24 protein-coding genes and 3 tRNA genes are annotated in these 25,726 nt (G+C 61.5%); 16 read left to right on the plus strand and 11 right to left on the minus strand.

The annotated features are described in order from the left end of the window. The first annotated feature begins 18 nt into the window (after positions 1-18). Positions 19-498 (plus strand): GlcG/HbpS family heme-binding protein, encoded by a 480-nt coding sequence (locus tag V7660_RS04265; RefSeq protein WP_335601886.1) that lies wholly within the window; start codon positions 19-21, stop codon positions 496-498. Here the strand turns inward: V7660_RS04265 and V7660_RS04270 are convergent. Together V7660_RS04270 and V7660_RS04275 are read right to left on the minus strand one after the other, a co-directional pair. Next, a complete protein-coding gene (locus V7660_RS04270) occupies positions 495-1,613 on the minus strand; it encodes an acyl-CoA dehydrogenase family protein (RefSeq protein WP_335601887.1) in 1,119 nt (372 codons plus the stop codon). The two genes, V7660_RS04265 and V7660_RS04270, sit on opposite strands and share 4 nt — an antisense overlap. Positions 1,614-1,708: 95 nt before the next feature. Beyond that, positions 1,709-2,671 carry a glutathione S-transferase family protein gene (locus V7660_RS04275; RefSeq protein ID WP_335601888.1) on the minus strand — a complete coding sequence of 321 codons (963 nt, stop codon included), beginning with the start codon at positions 2,669-2,671 and terminating at the stop codon, positions 1,709-1,711. A gap of 213 nt (positions 2,672-2,884) precedes the next feature. Between V7660_RS04275 and V7660_RS04280 the strand changes: the two genes are divergently transcribed. Beyond that, positions 2,885-4,120, plus strand: coding sequence for an MFS transporter (locus V7660_RS04280; protein ID WP_335601889.1), 1,236 nt, complete (start codon positions 2,885-2,887; stop codon positions 4,118-4,120). On the opposite strand, the gene V7660_RS04285 is transcribed toward V7660_RS04280, so the two are convergent. Both V7660_RS04285 and rsmI read right to left on the minus strand, forming a co-directional pair. After that, positions 4,117-4,503 carry a YraN family protein gene (locus V7660_RS04285; protein WP_335601890.1) on the minus strand — a complete coding sequence of 129 codons (387 nt, stop codon included), beginning with the start codon at positions 4,501-4,503 and terminating at the stop codon, positions 4,117-4,119. The genes V7660_RS04280 and V7660_RS04285 overlap by 4 nt on opposite strands. Next, a complete protein-coding gene (rsmI, locus tag V7660_RS04290) occupies positions 4,496-5,416 on the minus strand; it encodes a 16S rRNA (cytidine(1402)-2'-O)-methyltransferase (RefSeq protein WP_335601891.1) in 921 nt (306 codons plus the stop codon). Before rsmI ends, V7660_RS04285 begins: the two co-directional genes overlap by 8 nt. Between rsmI and V7660_RS04295 the strand changes: the two genes are divergently transcribed. Both V7660_RS04295 and dnaJ read left to right on the plus strand, forming a co-directional pair. Continuing rightward, on the plus strand, positions 5,410-6,738 hold the full coding sequence (locus V7660_RS04295; protein ID WP_335601892.1) for a penicillin-binding protein activator: 1,329 nt from the start codon (positions 5,410-5,412) through the stop codon (positions 6,736-6,738). The genes rsmI and V7660_RS04295 overlap by 7 nt on opposite strands. Before the next feature lie 107 nt (positions 6,739-6,845). Continuing rightward, positions 6,846-8,003, plus strand: a complete 1,158-nt coding sequence (dnaJ, locus tag V7660_RS04300; protein WP_335601893.1) for a molecular chaperone DnaJ — start codon at positions 6,846-6,848, stop codon at positions 8,001-8,003. On the opposite strand, the gene V7660_RS04305 is transcribed toward dnaJ, so the two are convergent. Next, entirely contained in the window at positions 8,000-8,878 is an 879-nt protein-coding gene (locus V7660_RS04305) for an alpha/beta hydrolase family protein (protein WP_335601894.1), read from the minus strand. The genes dnaJ and V7660_RS04305 overlap by 4 nt on opposite strands. Positions 8,879-8,996: 118 nt before the next feature. On the opposite strand from V7660_RS04305, the gene V7660_RS04310 reads away from it, so the two are divergent. The 3 genes from V7660_RS04310 to arsC all read left to right on the plus strand — a co-directional run bounded on the left by V7660_RS04310 (position 8,997) and on the right by arsC (position 11,567). After that, complete coding sequence (locus tag V7660_RS04310) at positions 8,997-9,992, plus strand: DNA topoisomerase IB (protein WP_335601895.1); 996 nt, start codon at positions 8,997-8,999, stop codon at positions 9,990-9,992. A gap of 79 nt (positions 9,993-10,071) precedes the next feature. Further along, positions 10,072-11,160 (plus strand): PLP-dependent cysteine synthase family protein, encoded by a 1,089-nt coding sequence (locus V7660_RS04315; protein ID WP_335601896.1) that lies wholly within the window; start codon positions 10,072-10,074, stop codon positions 11,158-11,160. Continuing rightward, positions 11,160-11,567, plus strand: a complete 408-nt coding sequence (arsC, locus tag V7660_RS04320; RefSeq protein ID WP_442910013.1) for an arsenate reductase (glutaredoxin) — start codon at positions 11,160-11,162, stop codon at positions 11,565-11,567. Before V7660_RS04315 ends, arsC begins: the two co-directional genes overlap by 1 nt. A 2-nt stretch (positions 11,568-11,569) precedes the next feature. On the opposite strand, the gene V7660_RS04325 is transcribed toward arsC, so the two are convergent. Further along, positions 11,570-11,962 (minus strand): STAS/SEC14 domain-containing protein, encoded by a 393-nt coding sequence (locus V7660_RS04325; protein ID WP_335601897.1) that lies wholly within the window; start codon positions 11,960-11,962, stop codon positions 11,570-11,572. A gap of 160 nt (positions 11,963-12,122) precedes the next feature. Continuing rightward, positions 12,123-13,367, minus strand: a complete 1,245-nt coding sequence (locus tag V7660_RS04330; RefSeq protein ID WP_335601898.1) for an acetyl-CoA C-acetyltransferase — start codon at positions 13,365-13,367, stop codon at positions 12,123-12,125. Between the two features lie 208 nt (positions 13,368-13,575). Between V7660_RS04330 and V7660_RS04335 the strand changes: the two genes are divergently transcribed. Beyond that, positions 13,576-14,568, plus strand: a complete 993-nt coding sequence (locus tag V7660_RS04335) for a pepsin/retropepsin-like aspartic protease family protein (protein WP_335601899.1) — start codon at positions 13,576-13,578, stop codon at positions 14,566-14,568. Positions 14,569-14,644: 76 nt separating this feature from the next. Here the strand turns inward: V7660_RS04335 and V7660_RS04340 are convergent, their stop codons facing one another. The 4 genes from V7660_RS04340 to V7660_RS04355 all read right to left on the minus strand — a co-directional run bounded on the left by V7660_RS04340 (position 14,645) and on the right by V7660_RS04355 (position 20,654). Next, positions 14,645-15,709: a hypothetical protein gene (locus V7660_RS04340; RefSeq protein WP_335601900.1), complete on the minus strand. Its 1,065-nt coding sequence runs from the start codon at positions 15,707-15,709 to the stop codon at positions 14,645-14,647. 252 nt (positions 15,710-15,961) lie between these two features. After that, positions 15,962-18,784, minus strand: coding sequence for a phosphoenolpyruvate carboxylase (locus tag V7660_RS04345; RefSeq protein WP_335601901.1), 2,823 nt, complete (start codon positions 18,782-18,784; stop codon positions 15,962-15,964). Between the two features lie 86 nt (positions 18,785-18,870). Further along, complete coding sequence (locus V7660_RS04350; RefSeq protein ID WP_335601902.1) at positions 18,871-19,764, minus strand: hypothetical protein; 894 nt, start codon at positions 19,762-19,764, stop codon at positions 18,871-18,873. Between the two features lie 56 nt (positions 19,765-19,820). Next, complete coding sequence (locus V7660_RS04355; protein WP_335601903.1) at positions 19,821-20,654, minus strand: TrmH family RNA methyltransferase; 834 nt, start codon at positions 20,652-20,654, stop codon at positions 19,821-19,823. A gap of 107 nt (positions 20,655-20,761) precedes the next feature. On the opposite strand from V7660_RS04355, the gene V7660_RS04360 reads away from it, so the two are divergent. The 8 genes from V7660_RS04360 to V7660_RS04395 all read left to right on the plus strand — a co-directional run bounded on the left by V7660_RS04360 (position 20,762) and on the right by V7660_RS04395 (position 25,672). Continuing rightward, positions 20,762-20,846, plus strand: a tRNA-Tyr gene (locus V7660_RS04360). Between the two features lie 43 nt (positions 20,847-20,889). Further along, positions 20,890-20,963 (plus strand) — tRNA-Gly (locus tag V7660_RS04365). A gap of 265 nt (positions 20,964-21,228) precedes the next feature. Then, positions 21,229-21,315: transfer RNA gene (locus V7660_RS04370), tRNA-Leu, on the plus strand. Positions 21,316-21,508: 193 nt separating this feature from the next. Beyond that, positions 21,509-22,705, plus strand: a complete 1,197-nt coding sequence (locus V7660_RS04375; RefSeq protein WP_335601904.1) for a tyrosine-type recombinase/integrase — start codon at positions 21,509-21,511, stop codon at positions 22,703-22,705. Positions 22,706-22,791: 86 nt separating this feature from the next. Continuing rightward, the gene (locus V7660_RS04380) at positions 22,792-23,808 is read left to right on the plus strand and encodes a hypothetical protein (protein WP_335601905.1); all 1,017 of its coding nucleotides are present in this window, start codon (positions 22,792-22,794) and stop codon (positions 23,806-23,808) included. A 99-nt stretch (positions 23,809-23,907) separates the two neighbouring features. Beyond that, a complete protein-coding gene (locus tag V7660_RS04385; protein ID WP_335601906.1) occupies positions 23,908-24,111 on the plus strand; it encodes a helix-turn-helix transcriptional regulator in 204 nt (67 codons plus the stop codon). 40 nt (positions 24,112-24,151) lie between these two features. Continuing rightward, positions 24,152-24,577 (plus strand): helix-turn-helix domain-containing protein, encoded by a 426-nt coding sequence (locus V7660_RS04390; RefSeq protein ID WP_335601907.1) that lies wholly within the window; start codon positions 24,152-24,154, stop codon positions 24,575-24,577. A 3-nt stretch (positions 24,578-24,580) separates the two neighbouring features. Then, complete coding sequence (locus tag V7660_RS04395) at positions 24,581-25,672, plus strand: tyrosine-type recombinase/integrase (RefSeq protein ID WP_335601908.1); 1,092 nt, start codon at positions 24,581-24,583, stop codon at positions 25,670-25,672. The last annotated feature ends 54 nt before the right edge of the window (positions 25,673-25,726 follow it).

The following is a 25,726-nucleotide window of genomic DNA, read 5'->3' on the forward strand; positions in this document are numbered from 1 at the left end:
TAATGGGAGGGACGTATCATGCGCCGAACACTGATTGCCGCCACCCTGACTTGCGCCGCCGTATTGGTGGCGGAAGCACAGGAGGCCAAGCCCACAATGGGGCTGGAAACGGCGGGCACAATTGTCAAAGCCTGCATCGAACACGCCGAGGCGAATGCGCAAGCGGTCGCCGTTGCGGTCTATGACCAGCATGGCAATCTTCGCGCCTTCGCCCGCATGGATGACGCCTCCGCCGGCGTGTCCGACATCGCCATGTGGAAGGGCAAGTCCGCCGGCAAGTATGGCTTCGCCACAGCAATGACCGCTGACTGGGGCGTTGGCCCAGGAGACGTTGCGACGTGGCGCGGCGGCCTGCCGATCCATCTGGAGAGTGGCGAGCTGATCGGCGGCGTCGGCGTTTCCGGTGCGCCATCGGCTTTCGATGAAGCGTGCGGCAATGCCGGTATCGAGGCAGCAGACCTGCCCCTCGCCGAGATCATCGAAGCCGCTTCCGACTAGGGACAGCCAATCGCATGGGCGAGAATGTTCCGGTGGACCTCGCTCGTGCCGGAATAGATTGTGGCTGCGCGCGTGGAGAGATATTTCGCCTGCGCGAAGTCATTGTTAGGCGAGAGGCCCAGCCCGGCCTCGGTGATCGCCTGGTGCAGCTCAGTCGCCAGCACTTTCAGCACCGATGACGCGGCTGCCGGATTGATCGGCATCTCGCCACTCGACGCGCGCGCTTCCAGCGCTTCGAAATTATCCACTTGCATGGAGAGCTGCGACAATTGCCGCGGCAGGGCGCGGCCCTTCAGCCCGCGCTGGGCCGCCCTCAGGGCGCGGCGCAGCAGGCCAGTCGTCGTATTGTTCGACCGGGCAATGGCCATCAGCGCCTTGGCGGCCCGCCAGCCGTCTCCGATTTCGCCAATCCGGTTGGCGGCCGGTGTGCGGACTTCGTCGAAGAAGACTTCGTTGGTTTCATGCTCGCCGCTGATGAAGTCGATGGGGCGTATACGGATGCCGGGGCGGTGCATTTCGACCAGCAGGAAGACGAGGCCCTCGCGGCCGGTGCTGCCCGGCTCACAGCGCGCCAGCAGGAACATGTGCGTCGCGTAGTGCGCAAAGCTCGTCCAGACCTTGCTGCCGTTCAGGATGAACTCGCCGCCCTCCCGCGTCGCCCGCAGGGAGAGCGCGGTGAGGTCCGATCCGGCCTGCGGCTCGGAAAATCCCTGGCACCATTCATGTTCGCCGTTCAGGATCGCGGGCAAATAGTGCGCCTTCTGTTCGTCTGATCCTTCGGCGATGATGAGGGGGCCAATGGTGCGCACGCCGGAATTCATCACGATGGGCGCATCGCGCGCCGCACAGGCATTCTCGAAATAGAGCCGCTGCTCGGCGCTCCAGCCAGCCCCGCCATGCTCGACCGGCCAGGAGGGCGCGAACCAACCGCGCGCATTCATCCGATTGCGCCAGGCCTCGCACGCCCAGCGCGCAGATTTCAGGCCGGTCGTCTCCCGGCCCGCCGCGCGCAACTCGTCTGTCAGCTCGGCATCAAGGAAGGCGTCCACATCTGCGCGGAAGGCGGCATCTGCCTGTCCCCCAGCCAGTTCTGGAATCGGAAAATTCCCATCCATGTCGCTCTCCTGTGTTTCGAGCGGATGGGCAGTTACGCGCGCAATCCGGCGCGCCGCAATCAGGGGAAATACGGGGTGCGGCCAATCTGCCGCGCTTAGCTGGCGACCAGGTCGCGCGGTCCCTGTGGTACGATCCGGTACGGATTGATGTGTTTATGAGAATAATAATAGTGCTGCTTGATATGGTCGAAATTCACGGTCGGCTTCACCTCCGGCATCTCGTAGATGCGCTGCAGGTAGGCGTTCAGCGCGTCATACTGCCGGATCATTTTCAGATTGCATTTGAAGTGGACGAAATAGACCGGATCGAACCGGATCAGCGTCGTGAACAGGCGGATGTCGGCTTCGGTCAGCTGGTTGCCGACGAGGAAATCGCGGCCGTCCGACAGGCGCGCTTCCAGCCAGTCCAACGTGTCGAAGAGGGGCGTGATATTCTCGTCATAGGCCTCCTGTGACTCGGCAAAGCCGCATTTGTAGACGCCATTGTTCACCGGCTCATACACGCGTGCATTCACCTCATCGATCTCGCCGCGCAGGGCTTCGGGGTAGAAATCGGATGTGTTGCCAGTGATCTCGTTGAACGCCGAATTGAAGATGCGGATCACTTCCGCGCTCTCATTGTTCACGATCATTTCTTCCTGCGTGTCCCACAGGACCGGCACGGTGACTTTGCCGGAATAGTCCGGTTTGGCGCGCGTATAGATCTCATGCAGATAGCTTTTGCCGTAGAGCGGGTCTCCGGTGGCGCCGGGGAAATCATCCTTCAGCTCCCAGCCATGGTCCAGCATGTGGGGGTGCACCACGCTGACCGGGATCAGGTCTTCAAGGCCCTTGAGGTGCCGAAAGATCAGCGCGCGGTGCGCCCACGGGCAGGCATAGGAGACATAGAGATGGAACCGGCCGGCCTCGGCCTTCACAGCCTCCTGACCGTCCGGGCCGGAGCCGCCGTCCGCCGTAATCCAGTTCCGGAAGGCCGAATCCTCGCGTTTGAACTTGCCGTCATCCTCCGCGAATTCGTCTTTTTGCGTCCAGTTTCCGTCCACCAGCAGGCCAGCCATGTTCGTCTTCCTCGTCGGGTTGTGCTGCAAGCCCAACGGGCCGGGCGCAGCCGGGTTGCATCGTCGTATCAAGTGAATGAAAATGGGCCTGCGTCCGGCAATTGACAGTCAGGGGCGGGATTTCTACAGGCGCCGTCGGAACGTCGCTTCCTGTGTCGTGTTCGCTCAATCTCCCCCCGCCCGCTCTGAAACGCTCGCGCTCACGAGGCCGGAATGTTCAAATCTATCTCCGCCATCGCTGCCCTCCTGTTTGCTGCCGCCATTCTGTATGCCGGGAATGGCCTGCAAAGCACGCTCCTGTCCGTGCGCGGAGACCTTGAGGGCTTCCCTACGGCCGTGATCGGCCTGCTGGCGTCCGCCTATTATGCGGGCTTCATCCTTGGCTGCCGGTTCGTGCCGGGCATGATCAAGGGCGTCGGCCATATCCGCGCCTTTGTGGCGCTCGCCTCGATTGCCTCCTCCAGCGCGCTGGCGCACATCCTGTTCGTGGATGCCGCGCCCTGGGCGGTGCTGCGCTTCATCACGGGCTTCAGCTTTGCGGGCCTGACCATGGTGCTGGAAAGCTGGATCAATGAGCGCGCCACGAACGAGAACCGCGGCAAAGTGCTGTCGGTCTATCGCATCGTTGACCTTGGTGCCGTGACCATCGGCAATGGCCTGCTGGCGATTGCCCCGCCTGAAGGCTTCCAGCTCTTTGTGCTGGTCTCCATCCTCATTTCCATCGCACTCGTTCCCGTCGCGCTCACACGGTCGGATTCGCCTGCGCCGCTGGAAACCGCCAAGCTCGATATCGTGCAGCTCTATCGCGTCTCACCTGTCGGCGCAGTCGGCGCAGCCGCCACAGGCCTCGCCAATGCCGCTTTCTGGGGCATGGCGCCGGTCTATGTGCAGGAAATCGGCTATGGCTCGGCCATGATCGCGGCCTTCATGAGCGCGGCCATCATTGGCGCGGGCCTGTTCCAGTTTCCGATGGGGTCCTTGTCGGACAAGGTGGACCGCCGCTATGTCATCGTCGGCAGTTCGCTGCTGGGCGCGGGGGCGTCCGTGCTGCTGGCCAGCTTTGCCGCGCTGTCAGACAATACGTTGCTGGGCTTCAGCTTTCTGTTCGGTGCCTTCATCATTCCCGTCTTCGGCATTTGTTGCGCCCATGCAAACGACCATGCGGCTGCCGGCAAGGCGGTCGCCACCAGCGGCGGCCTGCTGCTGCTGTATGGGGTCGGTTCTGTGGTCGGGGCGCTGGCGGGCGCACTCGTCATGGACGCATTCGAGCCGGCCACGCTGTTCTGGTATATCGCGATCATCTATGTCGCGCTGGCCGTGTTCAGCCTGCTGCGCATCGGTTTCAAGCGGTCCGGGATCGTCGGCAAGAAATCCCGCTACATCCCGATGGCCAAAAGCCCGCTGACCCGCGTCTACCGCAAGCGCGCGAAGACCCAGCCGAAAGCCTAGGCCAGCCCCGGCCGCCAGGCGTCGCGGATGTGAACGGGCAGGCGCCGCCGCGCAACGGCGATAATGTCATAGCGCCAGCCATGATTTGCATAATGGGGGCGGCGGGCCATCCAGTGGTCTGCGGCGCGGGCGATGCGTTGCCAGGAGTGCGGCGTCACGGCGCCGAGGGCCGTATCTGCCTGCCTGCGCGCCTTCACCTCGACAAAGGCGATCACACCCGCTTTTTCCGCAATCAGATCAATTTCGCCGACTGGCGTGCGCACGCGCTGCGCGAGGATGCGATAGCCTTTGAGGCGGAGGAAGAGAGCGGCGAGACGCTCGCCTGTGCGGCCACGCTTCTCGGCGGCCGTGCGCTTGGCACTGGGCGCGCGCCCCTCAGCCATCGGCCTTCAATTGCAGCGCCCGCTGGTAGACCTCACGCTTCGGCAGACCCAGAGCTTCGGCCACGGCATTCGCGGCGGCCTTGGTCGGCTGGCCATCCAGCGCGTCGCGCAGGGCCGCGTCGAGGCGTTCCGGTGTCACTTCATGTTCCCCCGGCGGACCGACGAGCAATACGATCTCGCCGCGCGGCGGGCCCGCTTCAGCATAATGCGCGGCCAGTTCGGCCAGATTGCCCCGGCGGGTTTCCTCGAACATCTTGGTCAATTCTCGCGTCACCGCGGCGTCACGGTCCCCCAGCACAGAGGCAAGGTCTGCCAGCGCATCGGCGAGGCGCGGCCCGCTCTCATAGAAGATCAATGTGCCCGGCACCGCCTTCAACGCTTCGGCGGCAGATTTCCGTGCGCCGGATTTTGGCGGCAGGAAACCGGCAAACAGGAATTTGTCACTTGGCAGGCCGCTGGCGACCAATCCCGCCAGCATGGCCGAGGCGCCCGGAATGGGGATGACCTTCACGCCGGCTTCCAGGGCTTCATGCGCAAGCTTCCAGCCGGGATCGGACACAAGCGGCGTGCCGGCATCCGAGATCAGCGCGATCTTTGCGCCGCCCTGCAGCGCGCGGATCAGGCCCGGTCTCCGTTCCGCCCCATTGTGGTCATGATAGGGGCTGAGCCGCACCTTAAGGCCATACGCAGACATCAGCTTTCCGGCGACACGTGTGTCCTCTGCCAGCACTTCATCGGCAGCGGCCAGCACGTCCAGCGCGCGCAGGGTGATGTCACGCAGATTACCGATCGGGGTGGAAACCACATACAGGCCCGGATCCAGAGAAACAGCCGGTTGCCCCTTGGGATGGCCGGGCCTAGAGTCGCCAAAGGCGGGAATCGCCCCGGAGTCAGAAGGATCAGGAGATGACATTGCTTCAACCATTGCTCAGGAAGCTTCCCACGCCAAGTCTTCTGTTGGCATCGCTGCTTCTGGCCACCGCCTGTGCCACAGCGCCCGCCCGCCAGCCAGTGCCCATCGGCACCGGACAGCCCCGCGAGGAGCCCGTCACGGGTGTGCCGCGCGATCTGGGCGATACGCCGGGCGAAGACATCCAGATCGGCGATATGGAAGACCTTGGGGATGCCTCGCGCGCTCGTGGCGACCGGGGGCTGACCCCGCCCTTCATGCAGGGCCGCGAGATCAAGCGCGCCGCTGTGCTCCTGCCATTCTCGCATCCGAACGCCAATGTCCGCGCCGAGGCCGAGAGCATGCTGGCGGGGATCGAGCTGGCCCTCTTTGAATATGCCGACAAGGATTTCCTCCTTATCCCCAAGGACACGGCCGGAAAGACCTCCGTGGCGGAGGCCCGCACCGATGAGGCCTTTGAAGACAAGGTGGACGTGATTCTCGGCCCGCTCTTCGGCGAAAACGTGAAGACCGTGCGCGAAATGGCCCGCGAGGAAGACATTCCCGTCATCGCCTTCTCGAATGACCGCTCAGCGGCCGGCGGCGGCGCCTATCTCGCCTCGATTTCACCGGACGAGGAAGTTCGCCGCGTCATGGAATATGTGGCGGCGCGCGGCGTCGACACGTTCGTCTTCCTCGGGCCACGCTCTGCATATGGCCGCCAGGTCGAGGCCGCGATGCGGTTCGAGGCCTCGCGTCTTGGCGCTGTCGTGGCGGCGTCTGCCTTTTATGGCGAGGGCAGCGGCGCCGGCGCCGAAGCGCGCCAGATTGCCAGTGTCCTCAAAACCGAACTGGCCGGACGTCCGGGCCGTGTGGCCGTGATGATCCCGGAACGCGGCGTGAAGCTGCTCTCGGTTGCGCCGCTGCTGCCCTATAATGGCGTCGACATGCGGCAGGTGAAGCTGATCGGCACCTCCTATTGGGACGATTCCAGCATCTGGCGGGAGCCGACCCTGCGCGGCGGCCTCTACGCCTCCACAGATCCAGGCAACAAGAGCGCGTTCAGCGACACCTATCGCCGTATCTATGGCCGCGCGCCCACCGATCTGGCTGCGCTCGCCTATGACGCCGCGGCGCTGACCGTGCGGCTCGCTGCCGATGACAGCCTCACCTATGGCGGCGTCACCGATCCGGACGGTTTCTTCGGGGTCAATGGCCTGTTCCGCTTCCGCATTGACGGCACATCCGAGCGCGGGCTGGCCGTCATGCAGATCCAGCCGGGCGGCCCGGAACTCGTCGAGGGGGGCGTCCAGTCTTTCCCGACCGGGCAAACCGGCCCCAGCTGAATCGGGTCCTGACGCGGCGCAATCTGTGACATTCCCTTGCACCCCGCACACGTGTCCCCCACATGTGCGGCTGATCTGAGACAATCCTGGAAGACGATAGCCATTCCATGAGCAAGCGCGACTATTACGAGATTTTGGGCGTATCCAAGGACGCGGACGAGAAACAGCTCAAGTCCGCCTACCGCAAGCTGGCGATGAAGTATCATCCGGACCAGAATGCCGGGAATCCTGAAGCCGAAGAGAAATTCAAGGAAGTGGGCGAAGCCTATGCTGTCCTGAGCGATGCTCAGAAGCGTGGGGCCTATGACCGGTTTGGCCATGCGGCCTTCGAAAATGGCGGCGGGGGCGGGGGCAATCCGTTCGGTCAGGGCGGCAATCCGGAAGACATCTTCTCCGACCTGTTCAGCCAGGTCTTCGGCGCGGGCGGCTTTGGCGGCGGACGGCGCCGGGGCGGCCCACAGCGCGGCGCAGACCTGCGCTACGATCTCGAAATCACGCTGGCCGAGGCCTGGGAAGGCAAGGAAGAAACCATTCATGTGCCCCAGGCCGTGCCCTGCACAGGCTGTGACGGCTCCGGCGCTGCCCCCGGCACCAAGCCGGAAACCTGCGAGACCTGTGACGGTCATGGCCGCGTGCGCGCCCAGCAAGGCTTCTTCACGATGGAGCGCACCTGTGTGCGCTGCGCCGGCAAGGGCAAGATCATCAAGAAACCCTGCAAGGAATGCGGCGGCGTCGGTCAGGTCCGCGAAGAGCGCAAGCTGCAGGTGAAGATCCCGGCGGGCGTCGAAAGCGGTATGCGCATCCGCCTGTCCGGCGAAGGCGAGCCCGGCGATCAGGGCGGTCCGAGCGGCGACCTCTACATCTTCGTTGATGTCGTCGAGCATGACATTTTTGAACGCGACGGCCCGAACCTCTATTGCCGCGCGCCCGTGCCGATGGCGACCGCCGCGCTTGGCGGCGAAATCGAGATCCCGACCATTGATGGCGGCCGCGCCCGTGTCGTCGTGCCGGAAGGCGCCCAGACAGGCCGCAAGTTGCGTCTGCGCGGCAAGGGCATGCCGTCCGTGCGCCAGTCAGGCCATACCGGAGACCTGTTCGTGGAAATGTTCGTGGAAACCCCGCGCAACATGACCGCCCGCCAGAAAGAGCTGTTGCGCGAGTTCTGCGACTGCACCGGCGCGGATTGCCACCCGGAAAGCGAAGGCTTCCTGGGCCGCATCAAACGCTTCTGGAGCGGCGACGCCGACGAGCACCGCCCGAACTAGCGGCAGCCTTCGGCCCAATCCAGAACCGTGTCGATCAGGGCCTCTCGTGACCATGAGAAGGAGTGATCGCCGGAAAGCACTACGCCTGTGGTCTCGACACCCGGCTCTGATTTGTAGGTTTCGATCAGCGGCCTGACGATGGCGTCCAGCGGGATGGCTTCATCCTTGTCCGCTCCAACAATCAGCACCGAACGGTTCGCGAAGCTGGGGGCGTAGGTAAGGGCGTCGAACGCCTCGCGATTGTCGATCAGTTCGCTCACCAGCGTTGCGCCGTCTGTGCCCGCAAGCATCTGCAGGGAATCGCCATAGGCGATGAAGCCCGCTTTCCTGTCGGGATCTGCCGCAAGAACATTCGCCACAACGCCGAAATTCGCAGGAGCCAGCCCTGCGGTGCAGGCAATGGTTTCATCCTTCGCGCCAGCGGCGAGGGCTGCGAAGCCGCCCATGGAATGCCCGATCAGGATCAGCTTGTCCGGATCGGTCCGATAGGTCTCCGCATTGGCGCGAACGAAGTCCGTCGCGGCAGCCACGTCTTCGATCACATGCGTGAACGAGAATGTTCCCTCGCTGCCCCACGCGCCGCGATAGTGGAAGAACAGGACGTTGAACCCGTCCGCCCGCAGGGCCTGGGCGAGATCGAGATTCTTCTCGTTGCCGGGAAATCCATGCAGCAACAGAACGGTGGGATGGGGGCCGGGGCCATCAGCCACATACATCAATCCGTTCAGGCGCTTTCCGTTGCTCTGGAAGTTCAGCTCGTCAAGCGCTGGCGGATACTCGGTATCATATGTCGGAGGGGTTTCGGTGGCTTCGTTCAGGCTGGTGCAGCCAGACATGAGCGCGAGCGCTGCGGCGATCAGAATCAAATTCTTCATGGTGTTCTCCCCTCCGGCTACTCTACCTGAAATCTGTCTCAGCCCAAACACGCTGGCGCGGGAACCCTCGCCACAGATGGATCGTTGATCCGGGCATTCATCGCCCGAGAGACACGCCATGCCCTTCAGTTCAGACCCGGAGACGCTCTGCCGCGAAGGCGTGACGGCAGAGGCCATTGGCCTTGTCCGGTCAGACCCGTCGAAGCCCGGCTGGACGCGGCGGCGGTGCGGCACAGGCTTCACCTACAAGGATGACAAGGGCCAGACCCTGAAGGGCAAGCGCGCCGAGCGGTGCCGCGCGCTCGTTCTGCCGCCCGCCTGGGAGGACATCTGGATCTGCCCCAATCCGCGTGGCCACATCCAGGCCACCGGACGCGACGAGGCGGGCCGCCTTCAGTACCGCTACCACCCGACCTGGTCGGCCGCGCGCAATTCGGCCAAGTTCGATGATCTCATCGCCTTCGGCCATGCCTTGCCGGAACTGCGCCGCCGTGTGCGCCATGATCTCATCTATTCGGATTGCCCGCGCGAATTCCGCCTTGCCGCCATTGTCCGCCTGCTCGACCGGGGCGCGCTTCGCATCGGTCGTTCGGGCCGCAAGACCTATGGCGCGGTCAGCCTGCGCAAGTCGCATGTCCAGATCAAAGGCCGCAAGATCATTTGTGCCTATAAGGGCAAGGGCGGTACGCCCCGCCGCGTCGCCGTGCGCGACAAGCTTCTGGCGAAGACGCTCGACTCGCTCATGGCAGAGAAGGGCGCGTTCCTGTTCCGCTCCCGCAAGGTGCGGCCGGCCGCGCAGGACGTGAATGAGTATATCCAGGAAACGCTGGGTCTCTCTTTCACGGCCAAGGATTTCCGGACATGGAAAGGCAGCGTCGCCGCCGTCGATGCGCTGGCCCATGCCGAGAGCGTGACCGTGAAGGCGATTACCTATGCGGCGGCGGATGCGCTGGGCAATACGCCGGCTATCGCGAAAACCTCCTACATCCATCCCGCTATCCTGGACCTCGCGCGCGACAAGCGCCGTCCGCACCAGGTCTGCGAGGCGGCGGAAGACCTTGAGGGCGAGGCCCTCCTGCTCGCCGTGCTGGAAGCGGTACAACCGCGAGCCTGACAAAGGCTGCGCGCTGCAATTGCCCTGCCGGGGCAAGCCTCTATGGTGGCCTCCAGATCGGCCGGAGCAGGGGGCAGACTTGGACATTTCACATCTCGACTGGGAGAGGCGGCGCTGGGTGCGCGAAGCCGTGCAGCGCATCAATGCCGACTTTAACCGGTCTGCCGACACACATCTGATCAAGGTGGACCTGCCCGGATTTCCGGACCAGACGCTTTATCTGAAGGACGAGTCCACGCATCCGACCGGCAGTCTGAAGCACCGGCTTGCGCGCTCGCTCTATCTGTTCGCGCTTTGCAATGGCTGGATCGGACCGGACACAGTGATCGTGGAAAGCTCGTCCGGCTCCACTGCCGTGTCGGAGGCGTACTTTGCCCGCCTTCTGGGCCTGCGCTTCATCGCAGTTGTGCAGGAGGGCGTCTCGCGCAGCAAGATCGACCAGATCGCGTTCTATGGCGGCGAAACCCGCGCCGTCGCGCCAGCCGACATCTATGCCGAGGCGGAGCGGATCACGGCGGAACTGGGCGGCCATTACATGGACCAGTTTACCTATGCCGAGCGGGTTACCGATTGGCGCGGCAACAACAACATTGCCGAAAGCCTGTTCTCGCAATTGGCCATGGAGGCCCATGCCCTGCCGGACTGGGTGGTGATGAGCGCCGGCACCGGCGGCACATCGGCCACGATCGGCCGTTTCATCCGCTATCGCTGTGATATCGCCGCAAAGACCTCGCTCTGTGTCGCGGACCCGGAAAACTCGGTCTTCTACGATCATTACGAGACCGGCGACCCGGATATCCGTATCGAGACGAAATCGAGGATCGAGGGAATCGGGCGTCCCCGCGTCGAGGCCTCGTTCCAGCCGAATGTGATCGACCGGATGATGCGCGTGCCGGATGCAGCCTCCATCGCAACGATCCACTGGCTGCAGGGCCTGCTCGGACGTCGCTGCGGCGGCTCCACGGGCACAAATGTCTGGGCCGCGCTGAATCTGATGAAGGAAATGCGCGCCGCAGGACGGGCCGGAAGCGTCGCGACCCTGATCTGCGATGGCGGTGAGCGCTATCTCGATACCTATTACGATCCAGCCTGGATCGCGTCGCAGGGGCTGGACCTCGCCCCCCATCTGGCGCAATTGGAGAGGGCGATGTCTGGGGAGGCCGCCTGATGAGTGTCACCATCTATCACAATCCCGACTGTGGCACGTCCCGCAATGTGCTCAAAATCATCCGGGCCAGCGGGGAAGAGCCCGAAGTGGTGCCCTATCTTCAGCGCGGCTGGACACGGGAATTACTGGCGGGTCTGCTCGGCGCTGCCGGCCTCAGCCCGCGCGATGTCCTGCGCACTTCGAAAAGCCCCGCAGACGAGCTGGGCCTGACCGATCCCGCCGTCGATGATGCGCTTCTGTTCGAAGCCATGCTGAAACATCCGGTCCTCGTGAACCGGCCGATTGTGGTTACGAAAAAAGGGACGGCGCTGTGCCGTCCCTCGGAAAAAGTGTTCGCATTGCTGGACAATCCGCCCGCCAGCTTCACCAAGGAAGATGGGGAAACGATCCGCCCAGAGGGCGCCTGACCCTAGGCGGGCTCTGTTTCGGCGGGGGCTTTTTCCAGCCAGACACGGGCATCTGCCTCGTCGGCCAGATCATAGACCTTCAATTCGGTATCGGGCAGGGCCACCGATTGCATCTTCGCCGATTGGCGTATCCAGGGCTGGTCTGTGAGGACGGCCACCTTGCCGAAGCGCTTTTGCAGGGCAAAGAATTCGGCCTTGCGGGACCAGTCGCTGGCGACCGTATGGAGCGTGCCCAGATCCATATGCTGCAATCGGACCAACAGGCTGCCCGGATCCTCCGCGTCAGTCTGCTCCATCAGTTGCTCGACAGCCTCCGGCATGGAGTCGGGATTCAGTTCGCCCTGTGCGTCGATCGTGGTCAGGTCTTTGGTTTCAGCTTGGATGGTATAAGGCATGAGTCTCCTGTTGGGGTTGCTTCTGTGTAAGCAACGCCTCAGCCAGCCCGGTGTTCCCGAATGACTGCAGACAGTCCCAAGGGTAAAAAAAAGCCCGGGCCAGGCAAGCCTGGTCCGGGAGAGGATTGAACAGATTGTAAGTAAGCTTCTGGGAGGAAGTTTAAATCCGTTCAATGATGATGGCCGGGGCCATGCCGCCTGCTGCGCACATGGTGACCAGGCCGTAGCGGCCGCCCGAACGCTCAAGCTCGTCAAGTGCGGTGCCGATCAGGATGGAGCCGGTGGCGCCAATCGGATGGCCGAGCGCCATGGCACCGCCATTGATGTTCACCTTCTCGCGGTCGAGGTTGAGATCGCGAATGAATTTCTCCGCCACGACCGAGAACGCCTCGTTGATTTCGTAGACATCGATGTCGTCCGTGGTCAGGCCGGCTTTTTCCAGCACCTTCTTTGCGGCCGGGACGGGGGCGTTCAGCATCAGGGTCGGATCGTCACCCATGTTTGCCGTGGCCACGATACGGGCGCGCGGCTTCAGGCCGTTCTTGTCGGCATATTCTTTTGAGGTGACGAGGATGGCGGCTGCGCCGTCCACAACGCCGGAAGAGTTCCCGGCATGGTGGACATGGGTCATCTTGCCTTCCAGCTGCGGGTATTTCTTCGTGACCATGGCGCCATAGGTGTTGCCCTGGTCATCGACCGGCACTTCCATGAACATGTTGAACACGGTCTTCAGGCCGGACAGGCTTTCCATCGTCGTGCTGGGGCGCGGGAACTCGTCCTTGTCGAGCGCCAGCGTGCCGTCGCGATTGTAGACGGGGATGATGGACTTGTCGAAACGGCCTTCATCCATGGCCCGCTTGGCGCGCTGCTGGCTGGTGACGGCCAGCTGGTCGACGGCTTCGCGGTCAATGCCTTCCAGCGTCGCGATGGCATCGGCGCACACGCCTTGCTGGGATTGCGGGTGCAGTTCGCGCAAATGCAGGTTGCCGGCGTCCATCATGGGCGGCACTTTCGGATCCGCCGTGGCGGCCGTGTAGCTCATCATTTCGCAGCCGCCGGCGATGACGCAGTCTTCCATGCCGGACATGATTTGCGCAGCAGCAAGCGATACGGTCGTGATGCCGGACCCGCAGAAGCGGTCGAGCGTCACGCCGGACGCCTTTACGTCAAAGCCGGCATCAAGGGCGGCCATGCGGCCCATGTCAGCGCCTTGCGCGCCGCGCTGGCTGGAGGTGCCCCAGATCACATCGTCGACGGTTGCGGTGTCGAGATTGTTGCGGTCGCGGATCGCGCCGAGCACGGTCGCGCCGAGATGCTGCGGGTGCAGGTGGGCCAGCGAGCCCTTGCCAACTTTGCCGATGCCTCGTGGCGTGCGCACAGCGTCAATGATATAGGCCTCAGCCATTTGGTATCTCCCTTGGGTTTACGCTTTTCCCAAGTTTACGCGCACGTAAGCGTAAGACTAGTCGTGACGTCGGGGTATGGGGGCGAACTGTTTTTCGGGCGAGGGTTTTTCTTGGGGGTCGCCGGCAAACTGCAAAGGCCATTGCTGAACGGGCGCCCATTTTGTCCGCAGGCCCGCTTGTGGCATAATATGGGAAAAGGATGCATCCATGGGAGGATTGCCAGCATTACGGGCCACCCGGTCCGGTTTCATCCAGCACGCTGCCCTGACCAGCTTGTTGCTCGGCCTCTTTTTGCTCCTTTCCCTGCCCGCCATAGCGAACACAAACACCCGGCAAATCATTCCGTTCGAGATGGATTCCGAGGATCGGCTGATCGCGGAACTCTCCTTTGCCGAGGGGATCACCGCCACAGCTGTGATCGACACGGCCGCAACCCTGCCCATGATCGGCGGGGCGACGGCCCGTTCGGCCGGGATCGGGATTGTTCCAGGCGAAGAGAAATTCGTGGAAGTGCTCGGCCTTGGCGGGCCGGAAATCTTTCCCCTGATCGACCTGCCCAGCCTTGGCGCCGGGTCGATTGCGCTGGAACAGGTGCCGGTCGCCCTCGACCGCAAGATTGCCGTGAGCGGCGTCAGGAATGTCCTGCCGATCAGTGCCCTGACAGGGGATGTTGTCGATTTCGATTTCGACAAGGGTCACGTCACCGCCTATGACCGGCGTCCGGAGGGGCGGACACGGGAAATCCTCTGCAAGCGTCCCCTGGAAGTGCATAACGGTCTCTATTTCGTGAGAGTCACCATTAATGGCCGACGCGGGCTGGCTCTGATCGATACGGGATCGACCATCACCTACATGAACTCTGCGTTTGCAGCGCATGCCGGCACGAGAACCAATGAGGAAGAGACCCAGCGCCTGCTCGGCATCACGGGGGGCGATTATGACATGTATGTCGCCCGCATCTCCCGCTTCGAACTGGATGGTGTGGATATGGCCAGCTTCAACATGGTCGTGTCCGATCCTGCCCTGTTCGACTATCTCGGCATGGCGAATGAGCCGGTCATGATCCTCGGCATGGACTTCCTGTCACAATTCCGGGTGCAGATAGATCGCAAGCACAATCTGCTCTATTTGCGCATCCGCCACAGTGTTGCGAAGAAATGCCTCGTCTGCATGGAAGTGCAGACCTATCGGCGGCGCTGATCCTGCGCGTCAGAATGCAGGGTCAGGCATCGCGTCCGCCCGGCAAGCATGACGCGATGCCCGGTAGGGGATGGGCCTAGTCCGACGTCCGGTTCGAATAGGAGTCGGCTTCTTCGGTCGAGTAAGGCAGGTAACGGATCTGATAGCACTCCGACTTGCGATCAGCGCTCACGGTGTTCGTGCACCGATTGACCATCTGCTGGCGCGCTGAACTGAGGCGATTGCACTGGGAATACCCGAACTTGGCGATGCAACCACTGGACACAGCCCCGCCCAATTCCATGGCATCCTGGAAAGAGTCAGCGCCATACTCGGCATTCGGCACCTTGTAAGCCTTATCAATATACCATTTGTAGTGATCAAGAATGGCGGTTGGCGCGTCAGCGGCCATCCAGGGATTGGAGAATTCCGGTTCGCGGATCGGGTTGGGTTTTACGGCCTTGGCCTTGTTCTTCAGATTGGCAGACTTGCTTTCGATCTCTGCAATCAGATCGCCATTCTCATCGAACAGTTTGAGGACCGTCGCCTTCATCTGGACGGTGCGGTAGTAATCATTCTTCAGCTTGATCCATCCCGCGGAGACGGGCGCGACCGGCACCATCCACATCTCGGCGCTGATCTTGCCGTCCATGCGGTTCAGCATGGTTTCGGCTTCAGCCATCGGGGCATCGAGAAACTTTATCTCGTCCGTGTTCACGATGCGGACAGCATAGTCCATGCCTTCAGACCCGGCCTTGCCGGCATCATAGTAGAAATACATGGAGCCGCTATAAACGCCATTCAGCGGAAAGCGTTCTTCATTGAAGTCATAATCATCAAGGCGCACGCTGAAGCGAGCATAATAGGCGGGCTGTTTCAGCACATTATCCGCCAGCTCCTTGAACGCCGGAAAGGCTTCAGTTGCAAAGCGGCGACGCTCGAATTCATTGTCGAACCGAAGGTTCAGGGGCTTTGCCATCATGTTGATCACAGGTGCAGGCTCGCCGGAGACCTGGTGGTAGAGAAGAGCCGTATGGACGGGGGTGAGGCGCGCTTCCGGCGCGGCGTCCTTTGTTTCCGCTGCTGCGGGGCTGCTGATCAGGGCGAGGCTTAGCATTGCGCCGGTCACACTCAGCCGGGCAAGTCGTTTCGAAATGTACATCAATTGTGTCCTGTCATTCCTCGGTTTCATCAAATAAAGAGCAAGAAAAACGAGAAGAGGGACGGGCTTGGGACTGCCGCCACAATTGGAAGTCAGTTTCGTGCATGTGTCCCCCCCTGTATCACTATGCGGATCATTGCATGGGGCCGAACAGGTTCATCCGGCCAAGGCCCGGAAATCATGAAAGATTCCGAAGCTCAACCGTATGATAGGCAAAATGAACGCCAAATGAAGCCCTAAATTTTGGGGTCTTTATCCAAACGCGCCATAGGCGTGCGCCACCGCCAGGCTGATGCCGTGCAGGATGCGGTCTATATCATCCAGCGGGCCGATGATGTCCTTGTGAATGCGGTCATAGCCATAGCTCGCCTGACCCTTCGTATCGTTCCCGGTCTCGGTCAGCGCTCTCAGCGGGGTATCCTGATCGCGCGAATGCGGGAAGATCTCCCGCAACAGTTCAACCGCCTCGCTGATGCGCAATTCGGCAATCATCTGCACGAGGTCGCGGCTGCTGGCGTCATGGCGTTCGGACAGGCGGGGCAGGCCGCCGACAATCGAGAATGCCTTCATGATCAGGGCCTGACGCACGGCATGCAGGACATGCAAATCCAGCCGGCCTTCATGGCGTTCCTCGAGGGATGGCGAATTCTGGAGCTGCGCCAGAAGGCGGTCAAACTTTCCGAGGTCTACGGATATATAGTTCGCAATCTGGTTCATCGAGACGGACGTCTCATTGTTGCGCAGGGCATAATAGACCGCGCGATAGGCATTCGCCTTGTCAGGCTCGGCGAGTTTTGAATGCGCCACCCAGACGCCGGGATCATAGACGCGGGCATAGGCGCGCAGTGCGGGCAGGCTGGTCAGCAGGCGCGCGCGGGTGGCGAGCAGGATCAGGCCCTTCATGCGCGGGCTGTCGTCGATCAGGTCGACCAGACGTTCCATCTCACGCTGTAGCGACGAGCCGATGCCGGCGGCGACGTTCACCGGCATGCTGAGCTGTTGCAGCGTCGCATTGTGGGAGATCGCGCGCAGGGAGCGCGGGCCGACCGGCCCGGCAGCGCGGCGTTTCGGGCGTGAACCTGCCTTGACGGTGAGGCCGCTGGAGAAGGCGCCGAGCAGGCGGCCATAGTCTGCGTTCACGAACAGGCGTTCCTGCCAGGCGCGGAGCGACCGGTAGAAATCCCAGACAAGGTCCGTGCGCGTATAGAAGGGGTCTTTCGTCCGGTCGGCCGGATCAGACAGCGTATGGCTGCACCAGGCCGCCATCGTCGTTTCGGCCAGCGCCGGATTGGCAAAGTGCAGGAATCCGTCGCCGCCTTGGAAGCTGACCTCATGGCGCAGCTGCAGGCCGCGCGCGCGGGCCCCGCCGCGGGTCCACGGCGTCAGAAAATGGTCAAAGCGCTGCTCGAAAGTTCCCGGCCATGCGCCGCGTCCCATGCTTTCGCCATGCGTGTTGAAGATCAGCAGATCGACATCCGCGTCCTTTGCGGCCAGCGCGCGGGCGATCAGATTGTGAATGCGCTCGATGGCCATGTCGGCAGCGACCTGCCCGATGAACCGTCCGGCATCGGAGAATCCGAGCTGGATGGAGAGATAACCACGCTGTTTCACATAGGCGAGGAATTCCGGCTCCTCCAGCAGGCGCTCGATAAAGCGGCCGCCGGTCTCCAGCGCTTCCGGCGTCTCGAACAGGGGCGAGATGTCCAGCTTGTCGTCCACCCCATATTGGCGGGCGAGGTAGAGTGCGCCCATCACGGTGGCGGGGTTCTCGCTCTCGGCGATCAGGAAGCGGATGACCGACCCGGAATCGATATGTTTCAGGATCTGCGCGCACATCATGAACTGGCGCCGCGCCGTCGACTGTTCCAGGAACAGGTCCGCGAAATTCACCTGGACGGGTTTTGACTTGCGCGCCTTTTGCGCCAGTTCGGCGAGCGCGACACGGCCCAGCTCCCGGTCTTCGGTCTGGAGGCCCAGGTCGCGATTGATTACCGTGCGCACCTGCGCCGCATTTACGCGGAGATGGATGCGCGCCGTGCCCAGTTGCAGCGCCTCGACCTGCGCACGGATCGCCATCAGCTCCGCGGCGAGACTGTCTTCTGCGGTCGGGATCACCCCGTCCAGCACGTCGATGATTTCTGACGCGTCCAGCACGGTCCGCTTGGTATGCTCGGTCAGCGCATTGGCCGCCGGCACGAGATTGTTCGGATCAGTCAGGTTGGCAGCGAACAGGGCGGCGTGCCGCGCCGTGTCGTCGGACGCCGTTTTCAGGCGCTGGGTCAGTTTGGCAAGCGGGCCGATCTTCTGGCTGCCGCTGATCGATTCCAGCTGCTGCGCATAGCGGCCGAGCTGGACGGCTTTCTCGGTCAGGCGGAAGGTCAGGGATTGCGACCAGTGAATGTCGGCCCGACCGTCAAGATCATAGCCGACCCAGCAGGCCAGCGTCGGCACGAAGATCTTCAGCGACCGCCAGTCATCGGGGAATGCCTTGCGGGCAACGGAAATCAACACGTTTGCATAGGCCAATTGCGCATTGGCCGCATGGGCAATCGCGCCCTGCACCTCGTCATGCTCACCCTTCAGGCTGATCGCCTGGTTCCACGGCCGGGAATCGGCGCGGATCTGGCGCATAAGCATGTTGCGGCTGGTCTTGGTCGCGCTGACCACATGATCGGCGAGCGCTGTGCGCAGATCCTTCGATAATGCAAAGGTCGGATGGCCCGTGAACACGATGCCGCCGGTTGCCTGCTCGACGCGGGCCTTGAAGGACTCGAACCCCTGAGCCGCGAGCGTCTCCAGGTCTTCGGTCAGGCTGGCCCAGGCCGTCTTGGCCCTGCCACCGGCATGCTGGGCGCGGAACCGATCGGCGCGCTCCTCGATAAGGTCGAGATGAACTTCATCGGCCAGCTTGGACAGGTCCGACAGTTTCGCGTTTCCGACTTCCAGATCGCGGAACAGGGTCTGGGCCAGCGCGAACACCGAATTGGTCAGCGGGTCGATCTGAATGCGGGCGGCCTGCTCACGCAGGAAGGATTGGGCGGTCTCGAGGGTCGTGGGGGATGATATCGTTGTCATGCCGCCAGAAAGACGGAAATTGACGTAAAGTCAAAGCCATGCCGCCGGTGAGTGGAAATAAATCCGCTCCGCGCGGCGCGAGGCGCCTATCTGCGTCCGAAAAACCGGACCACCCCGATCAGGCCGGCAATCGCCGAGCCGAGTCCGCCCAGCAGGACGAACAGCGGATTGGCCTGGTCGGCAAAGGCGATGGCGCGATTGATGCCCGATACCTCCACCGTCACCGTGTCCCGGAAGGTGCGCAGCGGCACCACCGCATCCTCATCGATGGCATAGATTTCAAACACGAGGTCATGGCTGCCCGCCGACAGCGGCAGCACCGACCAGCGCCAGACATTTTCCGTCAGGGGCGACAGGGCCTGCACGTCCGGGGACATGGGCACGATCTCGAAATTCGCGCCGCTGAGACGCGCTTCAACACGGTCCGACACCAGCGCTTCGCCTTCGATCACATTGCCGCGGCCGGGCAGGGCATCGGCGGCCGTATCATCGCCCGTGGAGTCGATGGCGAGGGTCACATCGAAGGCACGCTTGTACTCGGCGGAACTCGGCGTCTCATGCGCCACCGGCACGCTTTTCAGCGTTTCGACAAAGGATTCATTGGCTTGCGGCGTGACGTTCGCCGACCGGGCCATCACGGGGGGTGGCGCATCAAAGCCCGGGGCGGCCTCAGCCGATTCCGGGAACACATCGCCCGGAATGTCGGCCCGCATGCTGCGCGTTGGGCCGGACATTGGAGCTTCGGCGGGCGCCTCCATCATCATGTCTTCGCTCGGCAGGGACTCAAGCTCGGTGAACTCCTCTTCTGCTGCGGGCGGCATGGCGGCCTCTTCAAAGGCCTCCTCAGTTGCCATTTCCTGAGGGGATGCCGATTCGACCACCTCGTCGCGCGGCGCATAGGTGTCGAGCATGACAGACCCGGCATAGCCTGCAGCCACAAGGCCGCAGAGAAGAAGGACAATGGACAGCAGTCTCAGCATGGCGGTACGCACTCCGTCAGTTTTTCCCCACAGCGTGGTTAATCCCTAGCAGAGCTTTATGACAGGGGGAAACGTTTCCGGCTGCTTTCGTAAAAGGCCACAGCGGCTGCGTTGGAGACGTTCAAACTCTCCATTTCCGGGGCAATCGGAATCCGCGCGAGTTCGGCGCAGGCCTTGGCCACGGCGGGGCGAATGCCGGGCCCCTCGGCGCCCAATACAATGGCGAGTTTCTGCGTCCCGTCCACGGCGTCCGCAATCAGGCGTTTACCTTCTCCCGCCAGCCCCACCGTGTGGTAGCCGGCCTCGCCGAGCTGCTCCAGCGCGCGGGCAATATTGACAACGCGGGCTTCACGCACGGTCTCGATCGCACCAACAGCCGCCTTCGCAGCCACCCCGGTGACGTTTGGCGCGTTGCGCGTCTGCAGCACCAGCCCGCCAAAGCCGAAGGCCGCCGCAGAGCGATAGACGGCGCCCAGATTATGCGGATCTGAGACCTGGTCCAGCACGGCGATATGGCTGATCCCGGCATCGATCAGGTCTTCCAGCGCGACCGGCTCAAGCGGGTCCACTTTCACGGCGATGCCCTGGTGCACCGCGCCTTCGGGCAGGCGGGTGTCAATGTCCCTGGCCGTCACAAGAACCGGTGCAATCGGCCCGGTTGCGGGCAGGCGCTGGGCCGCGTTTTCGGTCGCCAGCAATTCGTGGCAGGTGCGCGCGGGATTGGCCAGCGCAGCGATTACGGCATGCGTGCCCCAGATCCAGAGCGGGCCGCCCTCGGCGCCGCCTGCGTCACGCGCCTTGCCGCTGCGGCGCGGCGGTCTGGCAGGGCCCCGGCGGGGATTATCTGCGCCGGCGTGTGCTTTTCGCGGTTTAGAATGGTTGCGCGCCATTTCGGGTTTCCTTATAAGGCCGCTTCCGGTGTGGATCGGCGGTGCTTCGGCGCCTATGTGAAGCGCTGCTGCGACGGCGTCAAACGGCGTGTGGTCGCGGGTCCCGTGGAGGGGTGGCCGAGTGGTTAAAGGCAGCAGACTGTAAATCTGCCCGCATAGCGTACACAGGTTCGAATCCTGTCCCCTCCACCACCCGCACCAGATGGTGTAAGGTGCTTTCGGAAGCCCTGATCGGGCGGGTATAGCATAATGGTAATGCACCAGCCTTCCAAGCTGTGTATGTCGGTTCGATTCCGTCTACCCGCTCCAACCGAACTCCCCAGCAAATCCAACAGATTCCTGCCCGCTTGAATGCTTGTCTCCGGCGTTTCTGTCCGGGCTGACACGCTCCACCCTGAGACCATAATACTGGCTGGCGTACCGCCTCCACATGGGCTCGGAGGAGCCGGCAGAAAGGCCAGCGCGTCTCTCTCCGGAGAGGGGCCGTAGAACGCACAGTTCGGCGCTCAAATTGGGCAGTTTTACCGTTGACGGGCCGGGGATCAGCCTATACATCGCTGCCTTCCTACCCCGTGCCCAGATGGCGGAATTGGTAGACGCGCTACGTTCAGGTCGTAGTTCTCGCAAGGGAGTGGAGGTTCGAGTCCTCTTCTGGGCACCAGTGGCTTCTCCGAGACAGTCCAAAAACCTCCAAAAATCCTTGAAAAATATAGATATTTTCACGTAATGGGCGATTTTATTGTCCAATGTAGTGCGGGGGTGTGCGTTCGCATCCGGCTTTGTTGGGGGTAGATTAGGGGGTATGGTGGTATTTTCAGCCCCAATCCTGCCTGATCGATACCCCCAAAATTGCCATGCCCCTGACAGATATACAGCTTCGCCAACTCAAACCGAGAGCCAAACAATACAAGGTATCGGATAGCTGCGGCCTGTATGTGCTTGTGACTCCGAGTGGATCCAAGCTTTGGCGGCTCAAATATCGGTTCGATGGCAAGGAGAAGGCGCTGGCTTTCGGGGCCTATCCAGATACCAGTCTGGCGCGCGCCAGAGAGCGGCGAAGTGATGCCAAGTCTTTGCTGGCTGAAGGGATCGATCCAGCCGAGAGAGCCAAGACGGCACGTGAAGAAGACGCCGCGCTGAACGAACACACCTTCGCAAAGATCGCCGCCGAAGTGATTGAAAAGCTGCGAAAGGAAGGAAAGGCCGAAACCACCCTGAAGAAAAAGCAATGGCTCTTGGACAAGGCGATTGCTGATTTTGGCGACCTTCCAATCACACAGCTAACGCCCGCTACCGTACTTGCGACGCTTCGAAAGGTTGAGGCGCTGGGCAATTACGAGAGCGCGAAAAGGCTACGCTCAACCATCGGCCAGGTTTGCCGATACGCGGTTTCCACCGCTCGCGCAGACAATGACCCGACTTACGCGTTACGTGGCGCGCTGATCGCGCCGAAGGTCACGCATATGGCGGCGGCGACAACCCGAGACGAGTTCGCAGAAGTGGTGCAGGCGGTTTGGGAATATGAGGGCGGGGCACCGTCTACCCGCGCGGCGCTGAAGCTGATGGCCTTGCTATATACCCGGCCCGGTGAATTGCGTCTGGCGCTTTGGGAAGAGTTCGATCTTGAAGCGGCGACCTGGGCCATCCCGGCCAGCCGCACCAAGATGCGCCGCGAACACGTCAAACACCTCGCGCCAATGGCCATTCAGATATTGCAGGAACTTCGGCGCGAAACCGGAAGCAACTATCGCGTCTTTCCGTCTTCCATCGCCCGCGACAAGCCAATCAGTGAAAACACCCTCAATCAGGCTTTGCGGCGCATGGGATTTGAGAAGGATCAACATACGTCTCACGGCTTCCGCGCCAGCGCGTCCACTCTGCTGAATGAAAGCGGACTATGGGACAAGGATGCCATCGAGGCCGAGCTTGCTCACGTTGGAGCCGATCAGGTGAGGCGGGCCTATCATCGTGCGCTCTATTGGGAAGAGCGCGTGAAGATGGCGAATTGGTGGGCGGACGAGATCGCCGGAATTGTGACGGGCGTCTACTAACAGGTTTTCTTCGTACCCTCTCGCATTACAAAAACTCGTATCGTACGGTTCGGCTGGAATGGCGGCGGGAGCGTTACGAGACACATATGCAGCACTACTATTTTAGCCGTCATGCCAAGATCAATTGGCTGACGCTGGATCGGTTTTCGAACTATTCGTCCGAAGATCTTTTAACTGGTGCTTTCTCGATTCATTGGGAAAGTGAAGGTGATCACATTCTGGAGTTTCGCCACCAGCTTGAACAACTTACGGACGCTTCGCTTGAGGAGCGTTTCTGGGAGCGCATTGATTTCCGGGTCGAAGATCGCAAAAGGATTCGCGAGGAAATTGACGCTGGATTGTTTTTCAACGCGCCTATTGCGTTCGCAGACTACCGACGTTGGGCTCGTCATCTGACTTGGACAGTCGAGCAGTGCGTAGCGCTGTCCTTGGGACGCTCGCCTAATGTGCTGTCATGGGAGGCTTTGAAAAGCGCAGGTGATGAGGCTTGGCGTTCCGACCTTGGCAAGGAGTTTCTGGCCCGCATGGAGATAGCTTGGAACTGGATTTCGATTGGTCAGCTAACTCCGGAAGCTACACCAGGCGAGTATCTTACGTGGCTCAAAAGTGTCCGGCTGGATTGCCCGCCAAAATTGATTGAGACCATTCAGACTTTTGGCAACGAAATCATTGATTGGAAAGAGCGAAGCGAGGCTCTGAAAGGCGACGTTGAGCAGCTGCGGGAAGAAGTTGGCTCGTTATTCCAGGAGAACCAACAATGGGCAATTGCCTACGATAACCTTCAATCAACATCTGCCCGAGGTATCGAGGAATTACAGGCTCGGCTTGCGCAAGCTGAGCTTGCTCTGAAGGTGTCCGGTTTGGATGAAGCCCCTATCAACGAGAGCGACACCCCCGATCCGCGCGCACTGAAAAGCTTGCACAAGATTATCTACGCGATGGCCGTGAAGAAATACCATTTCGACGCGACACAAGAAGAATGGCCAGCCGTCACAAAGATTCTGAATGATCTTGAACTTGAGGGGTTGCCCATGTCGAGAAAAGCCTTGCGTGGCCACCTCAAGCGCTCTTCTGAAACTGCCAAGATCGAGACGGGGAAATAGGCCTGTTTCCCAAGCTATAGGCTGGCATTAGCGTCTGTTCCCCCAGCATATACTGGACCTGTGCAAGCTTCGTCGTATCGAAACAGACGGAGAGAATCGATGCGAGATTTCACGGAACTACCTAAAACGGGCTTCCTGCGCTTGAAGGATATATTGGCCCCCGCTGGGCCAATTCCGGTTAGCAAATCGACTTGGTGGGCAGGCGTCAAAGACGGGAGGTTTCCGAAACCGCTAAAGCTGGGCGCGCGTGTCACGGTCTGGCGTGTGGAAGACATACGCGAGCTGATCGAAAATGGCGCGTAGGCTGAGTTGGCGCGCAATCCGTATTCATCGCAGTTATTCAGTGGACGAGGCGGCGCGCGCGCTGGGAGTGGCGAAGGTGACCGTGCGGCGCTGGATCGCGTCGGGCGACTTGCCGGTGATCGACAATTGTAAGCCCATGTTGATCCTGGGCGACGAGCTATCGGCTTACCTTCGCAAGCAGCGCTCCCGGAAGCAAAAACTCCGTCTCGATCAGTGCTACTGCATGAAATGTCGCGCGCCGAAGCGGGCAGCGTTTTCAGAAGCAGAATTGATCGGGGCAAATGGTAAAACGGCGATGGTTCGTATGCTGTGTGAGACGTGCGCGACCGTCATGCACAAGCGCGTCAGCTGGCAACAGGTTTCGCGTCTATCTGCCCTTATCAGCCTGTCAGGCACGCATCGCTTCAAACACCTAGGTGAGACCAATCAGCCCTGCGTGAATGATCACTGCAAGACGGAGGTTTGAAAGATGAAAAAGGCACAGGCGAAGAACGCCCGTATAAAGCGCAAATACCTGCAATGGCTGGAGACTGCCAAGGGCATGACGCCCGCCACGGCCGATCAAGTCGCCGCCGCTATTTCGGCATTCGAGAAATCGACGAATGGCAAGGACTTTGCCGCATTTCACATTGAACAGCCACAGAAGTTTCAGAGAGACCTGAAGGCGGCGATCAATGCGCGCACTGGCAAGCCGCTGGCCAAATCCACAATCCGTTCGCGCCTGATGGCGGTGAAGTCATTCTTCAAATGGCTGGCAGATCAGCAAGGCTACAAGAGCCGCATCAGTCATTCGGATTGCGAGTATTTCAACGTGACCGCCAATGACCGAAGGATCGCGACCGCCGAGCGCAAGCAGAATGTGCCGAGCGTGGAGCAGATCCATCATGTCATTGCCGCCGCGCCTTATGAAACCGCGATCCAGAAACGCGACCGCGCTGTGATCGCCTTCACCTTTTTGACCGGCATGCGTGACGCAGCGATTGCGTCCCTACCACTGGGCAAGGTGAGCCCGGAGCGCCGCGAGGTTTTTCAGGATGCGCGCGAAGTGAAGACCAAGAACGCCAAGACGATGACCACCTATTTCTTCCCGGTTGGCGGCGACGCGGAAGAGATAGTTGTTGAATGGGTGCATTTCCTTCGTGCTGAGCTATTGTTTGCGGATACGGACCCACTCTTTCCGAAAACCCAGACCGGGCTGAATGAAGAGGGGGTATTCGCGCCCATCGGCTTGACCCGAGACTATTGGAGCGACGCGGCCGGAATCCGTCGCATCTTCCGCGAGCGCTTCGAGGCTGTGGGCTTGCCCTACGCAAACCCGCACAGCGTCCGCAAAACGCTGATGCAACTTGCCTTTCGGAAACAACTGGACCCGGAAGCCTTGAAAGCCTGGAGCCAGAATCTGGGCCACGAAGACCTCGCCACCAGCCTGAATAGCTATGGCAAGGTCACAGACTGGCGAACATCAGAGATCATGGATCGATTGGCGGAGGAAGGCGAACCAGGCACGCCAGACGTGCCGCCTGAAGTACTGGATTGGCTAAAGCGGCAAACGCGTCGATAGCCTTTATCGGGATAGCCTGACGCGCCAGGTTTCGCTATCTCTAGGCGAATCACA

It is taken from the genome of Hyphomonas sp., assembly GCF_036964145.1.
In the GTDB taxonomy this organism is placed as follows: Bacteria; Pseudomonadota; Alphaproteobacteria; order Caulobacterales; family Hyphomonadaceae; genus Hyphomonas.

Coding starts and splice junctions, on each gene's coding strand:
- arsC (WP_442910013.1), top strand. CDS start 11,160: ATGAGTGTCACCATCTATCACAATCCCGACTGTGGCACGTCCCGCAAT.
- V7660_RS04305 (WP_335601894.1), bottom strand. CDS start 8,878: ATGAAGAATTTGATTCTGATCGCCGCAGCGCTCGCGCTCATGTCTGGC.
- V7660_RS04280 (WP_335601889.1), top strand. CDS start 2,885: ATGTTCAAATCTATCTCCGCCATCGCTGCCCTCCTGTTTGCTGCCGCC.
- V7660_RS04275 (WP_335601888.1), bottom strand. CDS start 2,671: ATGGCTGGCCTGCTGGTGGACGGAAACTGGACGCAAAAAGACGAATTC.
- dnaJ (WP_335601893.1), top strand. CDS start 6,846: ATGAGCAAGCGCGACTATTACGAGATTTTGGGCGTATCCAAGGACGCG.
- V7660_RS04380 (WP_335601905.1), top strand. CDS start 22,792: ATGCAGCACTACTATTTTAGCCGTCATGCCAAGATCAATTGGCTGACG.
- V7660_RS04340 (WP_335601900.1), bottom strand. CDS start 15,709: ATGTACATTTCGAAACGACTTGCCCGGCTGAGTGTGACCGGCGCAATG.
- V7660_RS04325 (WP_335601897.1), bottom strand. CDS start 11,962: ATGCCTTATACCATCCAAGCTGAAACCAAAGACCTGACCACGATCGAC.
- V7660_RS04285 (WP_335601890.1), bottom strand. CDS start 4,503: ATGGCTGAGGGGCGCGCGCCCAGTGCCAAGCGCACGGCCGCCGAGAAG.
- V7660_RS04270 (WP_335601887.1), bottom strand. CDS start 1,613: ATGGATGGGAATTTTCCGATTCCAGAACTGGCTGGGGGACAGGCAGAT.
- V7660_RS04385 (WP_335601906.1), top strand. CDS start 23,908: ATGCGAGATTTCACGGAACTACCTAAAACGGGCTTCCTGCGCTTGAAG.
- V7660_RS04355 (WP_335601903.1), bottom strand. CDS start 20,654: ATGGCGCGCAACCATTCTAAACCGCGAAAAGCACACGCCGGCGCAGAT.
- V7660_RS04295 (WP_335601892.1), top strand. CDS start 5,410: ATGACATTGCTTCAACCATTGCTCAGGAAGCTTCCCACGCCAAGTCTT.
- V7660_RS04265 (WP_335601886.1), top strand. CDS start 19: ATGCGCCGAACACTGATTGCCGCCACCCTGACTTGCGCCGCCGTATTG.
- V7660_RS04395 (WP_335601908.1), top strand. CDS start 24,581: ATGAAAAAGGCACAGGCGAAGAACGCCCGTATAAAGCGCAAATACCTG.
- V7660_RS04375 (WP_335601904.1), top strand. CDS start 21,509: ATGCCCCTGACAGATATACAGCTTCGCCAACTCAAACCGAGAGCCAAA.
- rsmI (WP_335601891.1), bottom strand. CDS start 5,416: ATGTCATCTCCTGATCCTTCTGACTCCGGGGCGATTCCCGCCTTTGGC.
- V7660_RS04330 (WP_335601898.1), bottom strand. CDS start 13,367: ATGGCTGAGGCCTATATCATTGACGCTGTGCGCACGCCACGAGGCATC.
- V7660_RS04350 (WP_335601902.1), bottom strand. CDS start 19,764: ATGCTGAGACTGCTGTCCATTGTCCTTCTTCTCTGCGGCCTTGTGGCT.
- V7660_RS04335 (WP_335601899.1), top strand. CDS start 13,576: ATGGGAGGATTGCCAGCATTACGGGCCACCCGGTCCGGTTTCATCCAG.
- V7660_RS04310 (WP_335601895.1), top strand. CDS start 8,997: ATGCCCTTCAGTTCAGACCCGGAGACGCTCTGCCGCGAAGGCGTGACG.
- V7660_RS04345 (WP_335601901.1), bottom strand. CDS start 18,784: ATGACAACGATATCATCCCCCACGACCCTCGAGACCGCCCAATCCTTC.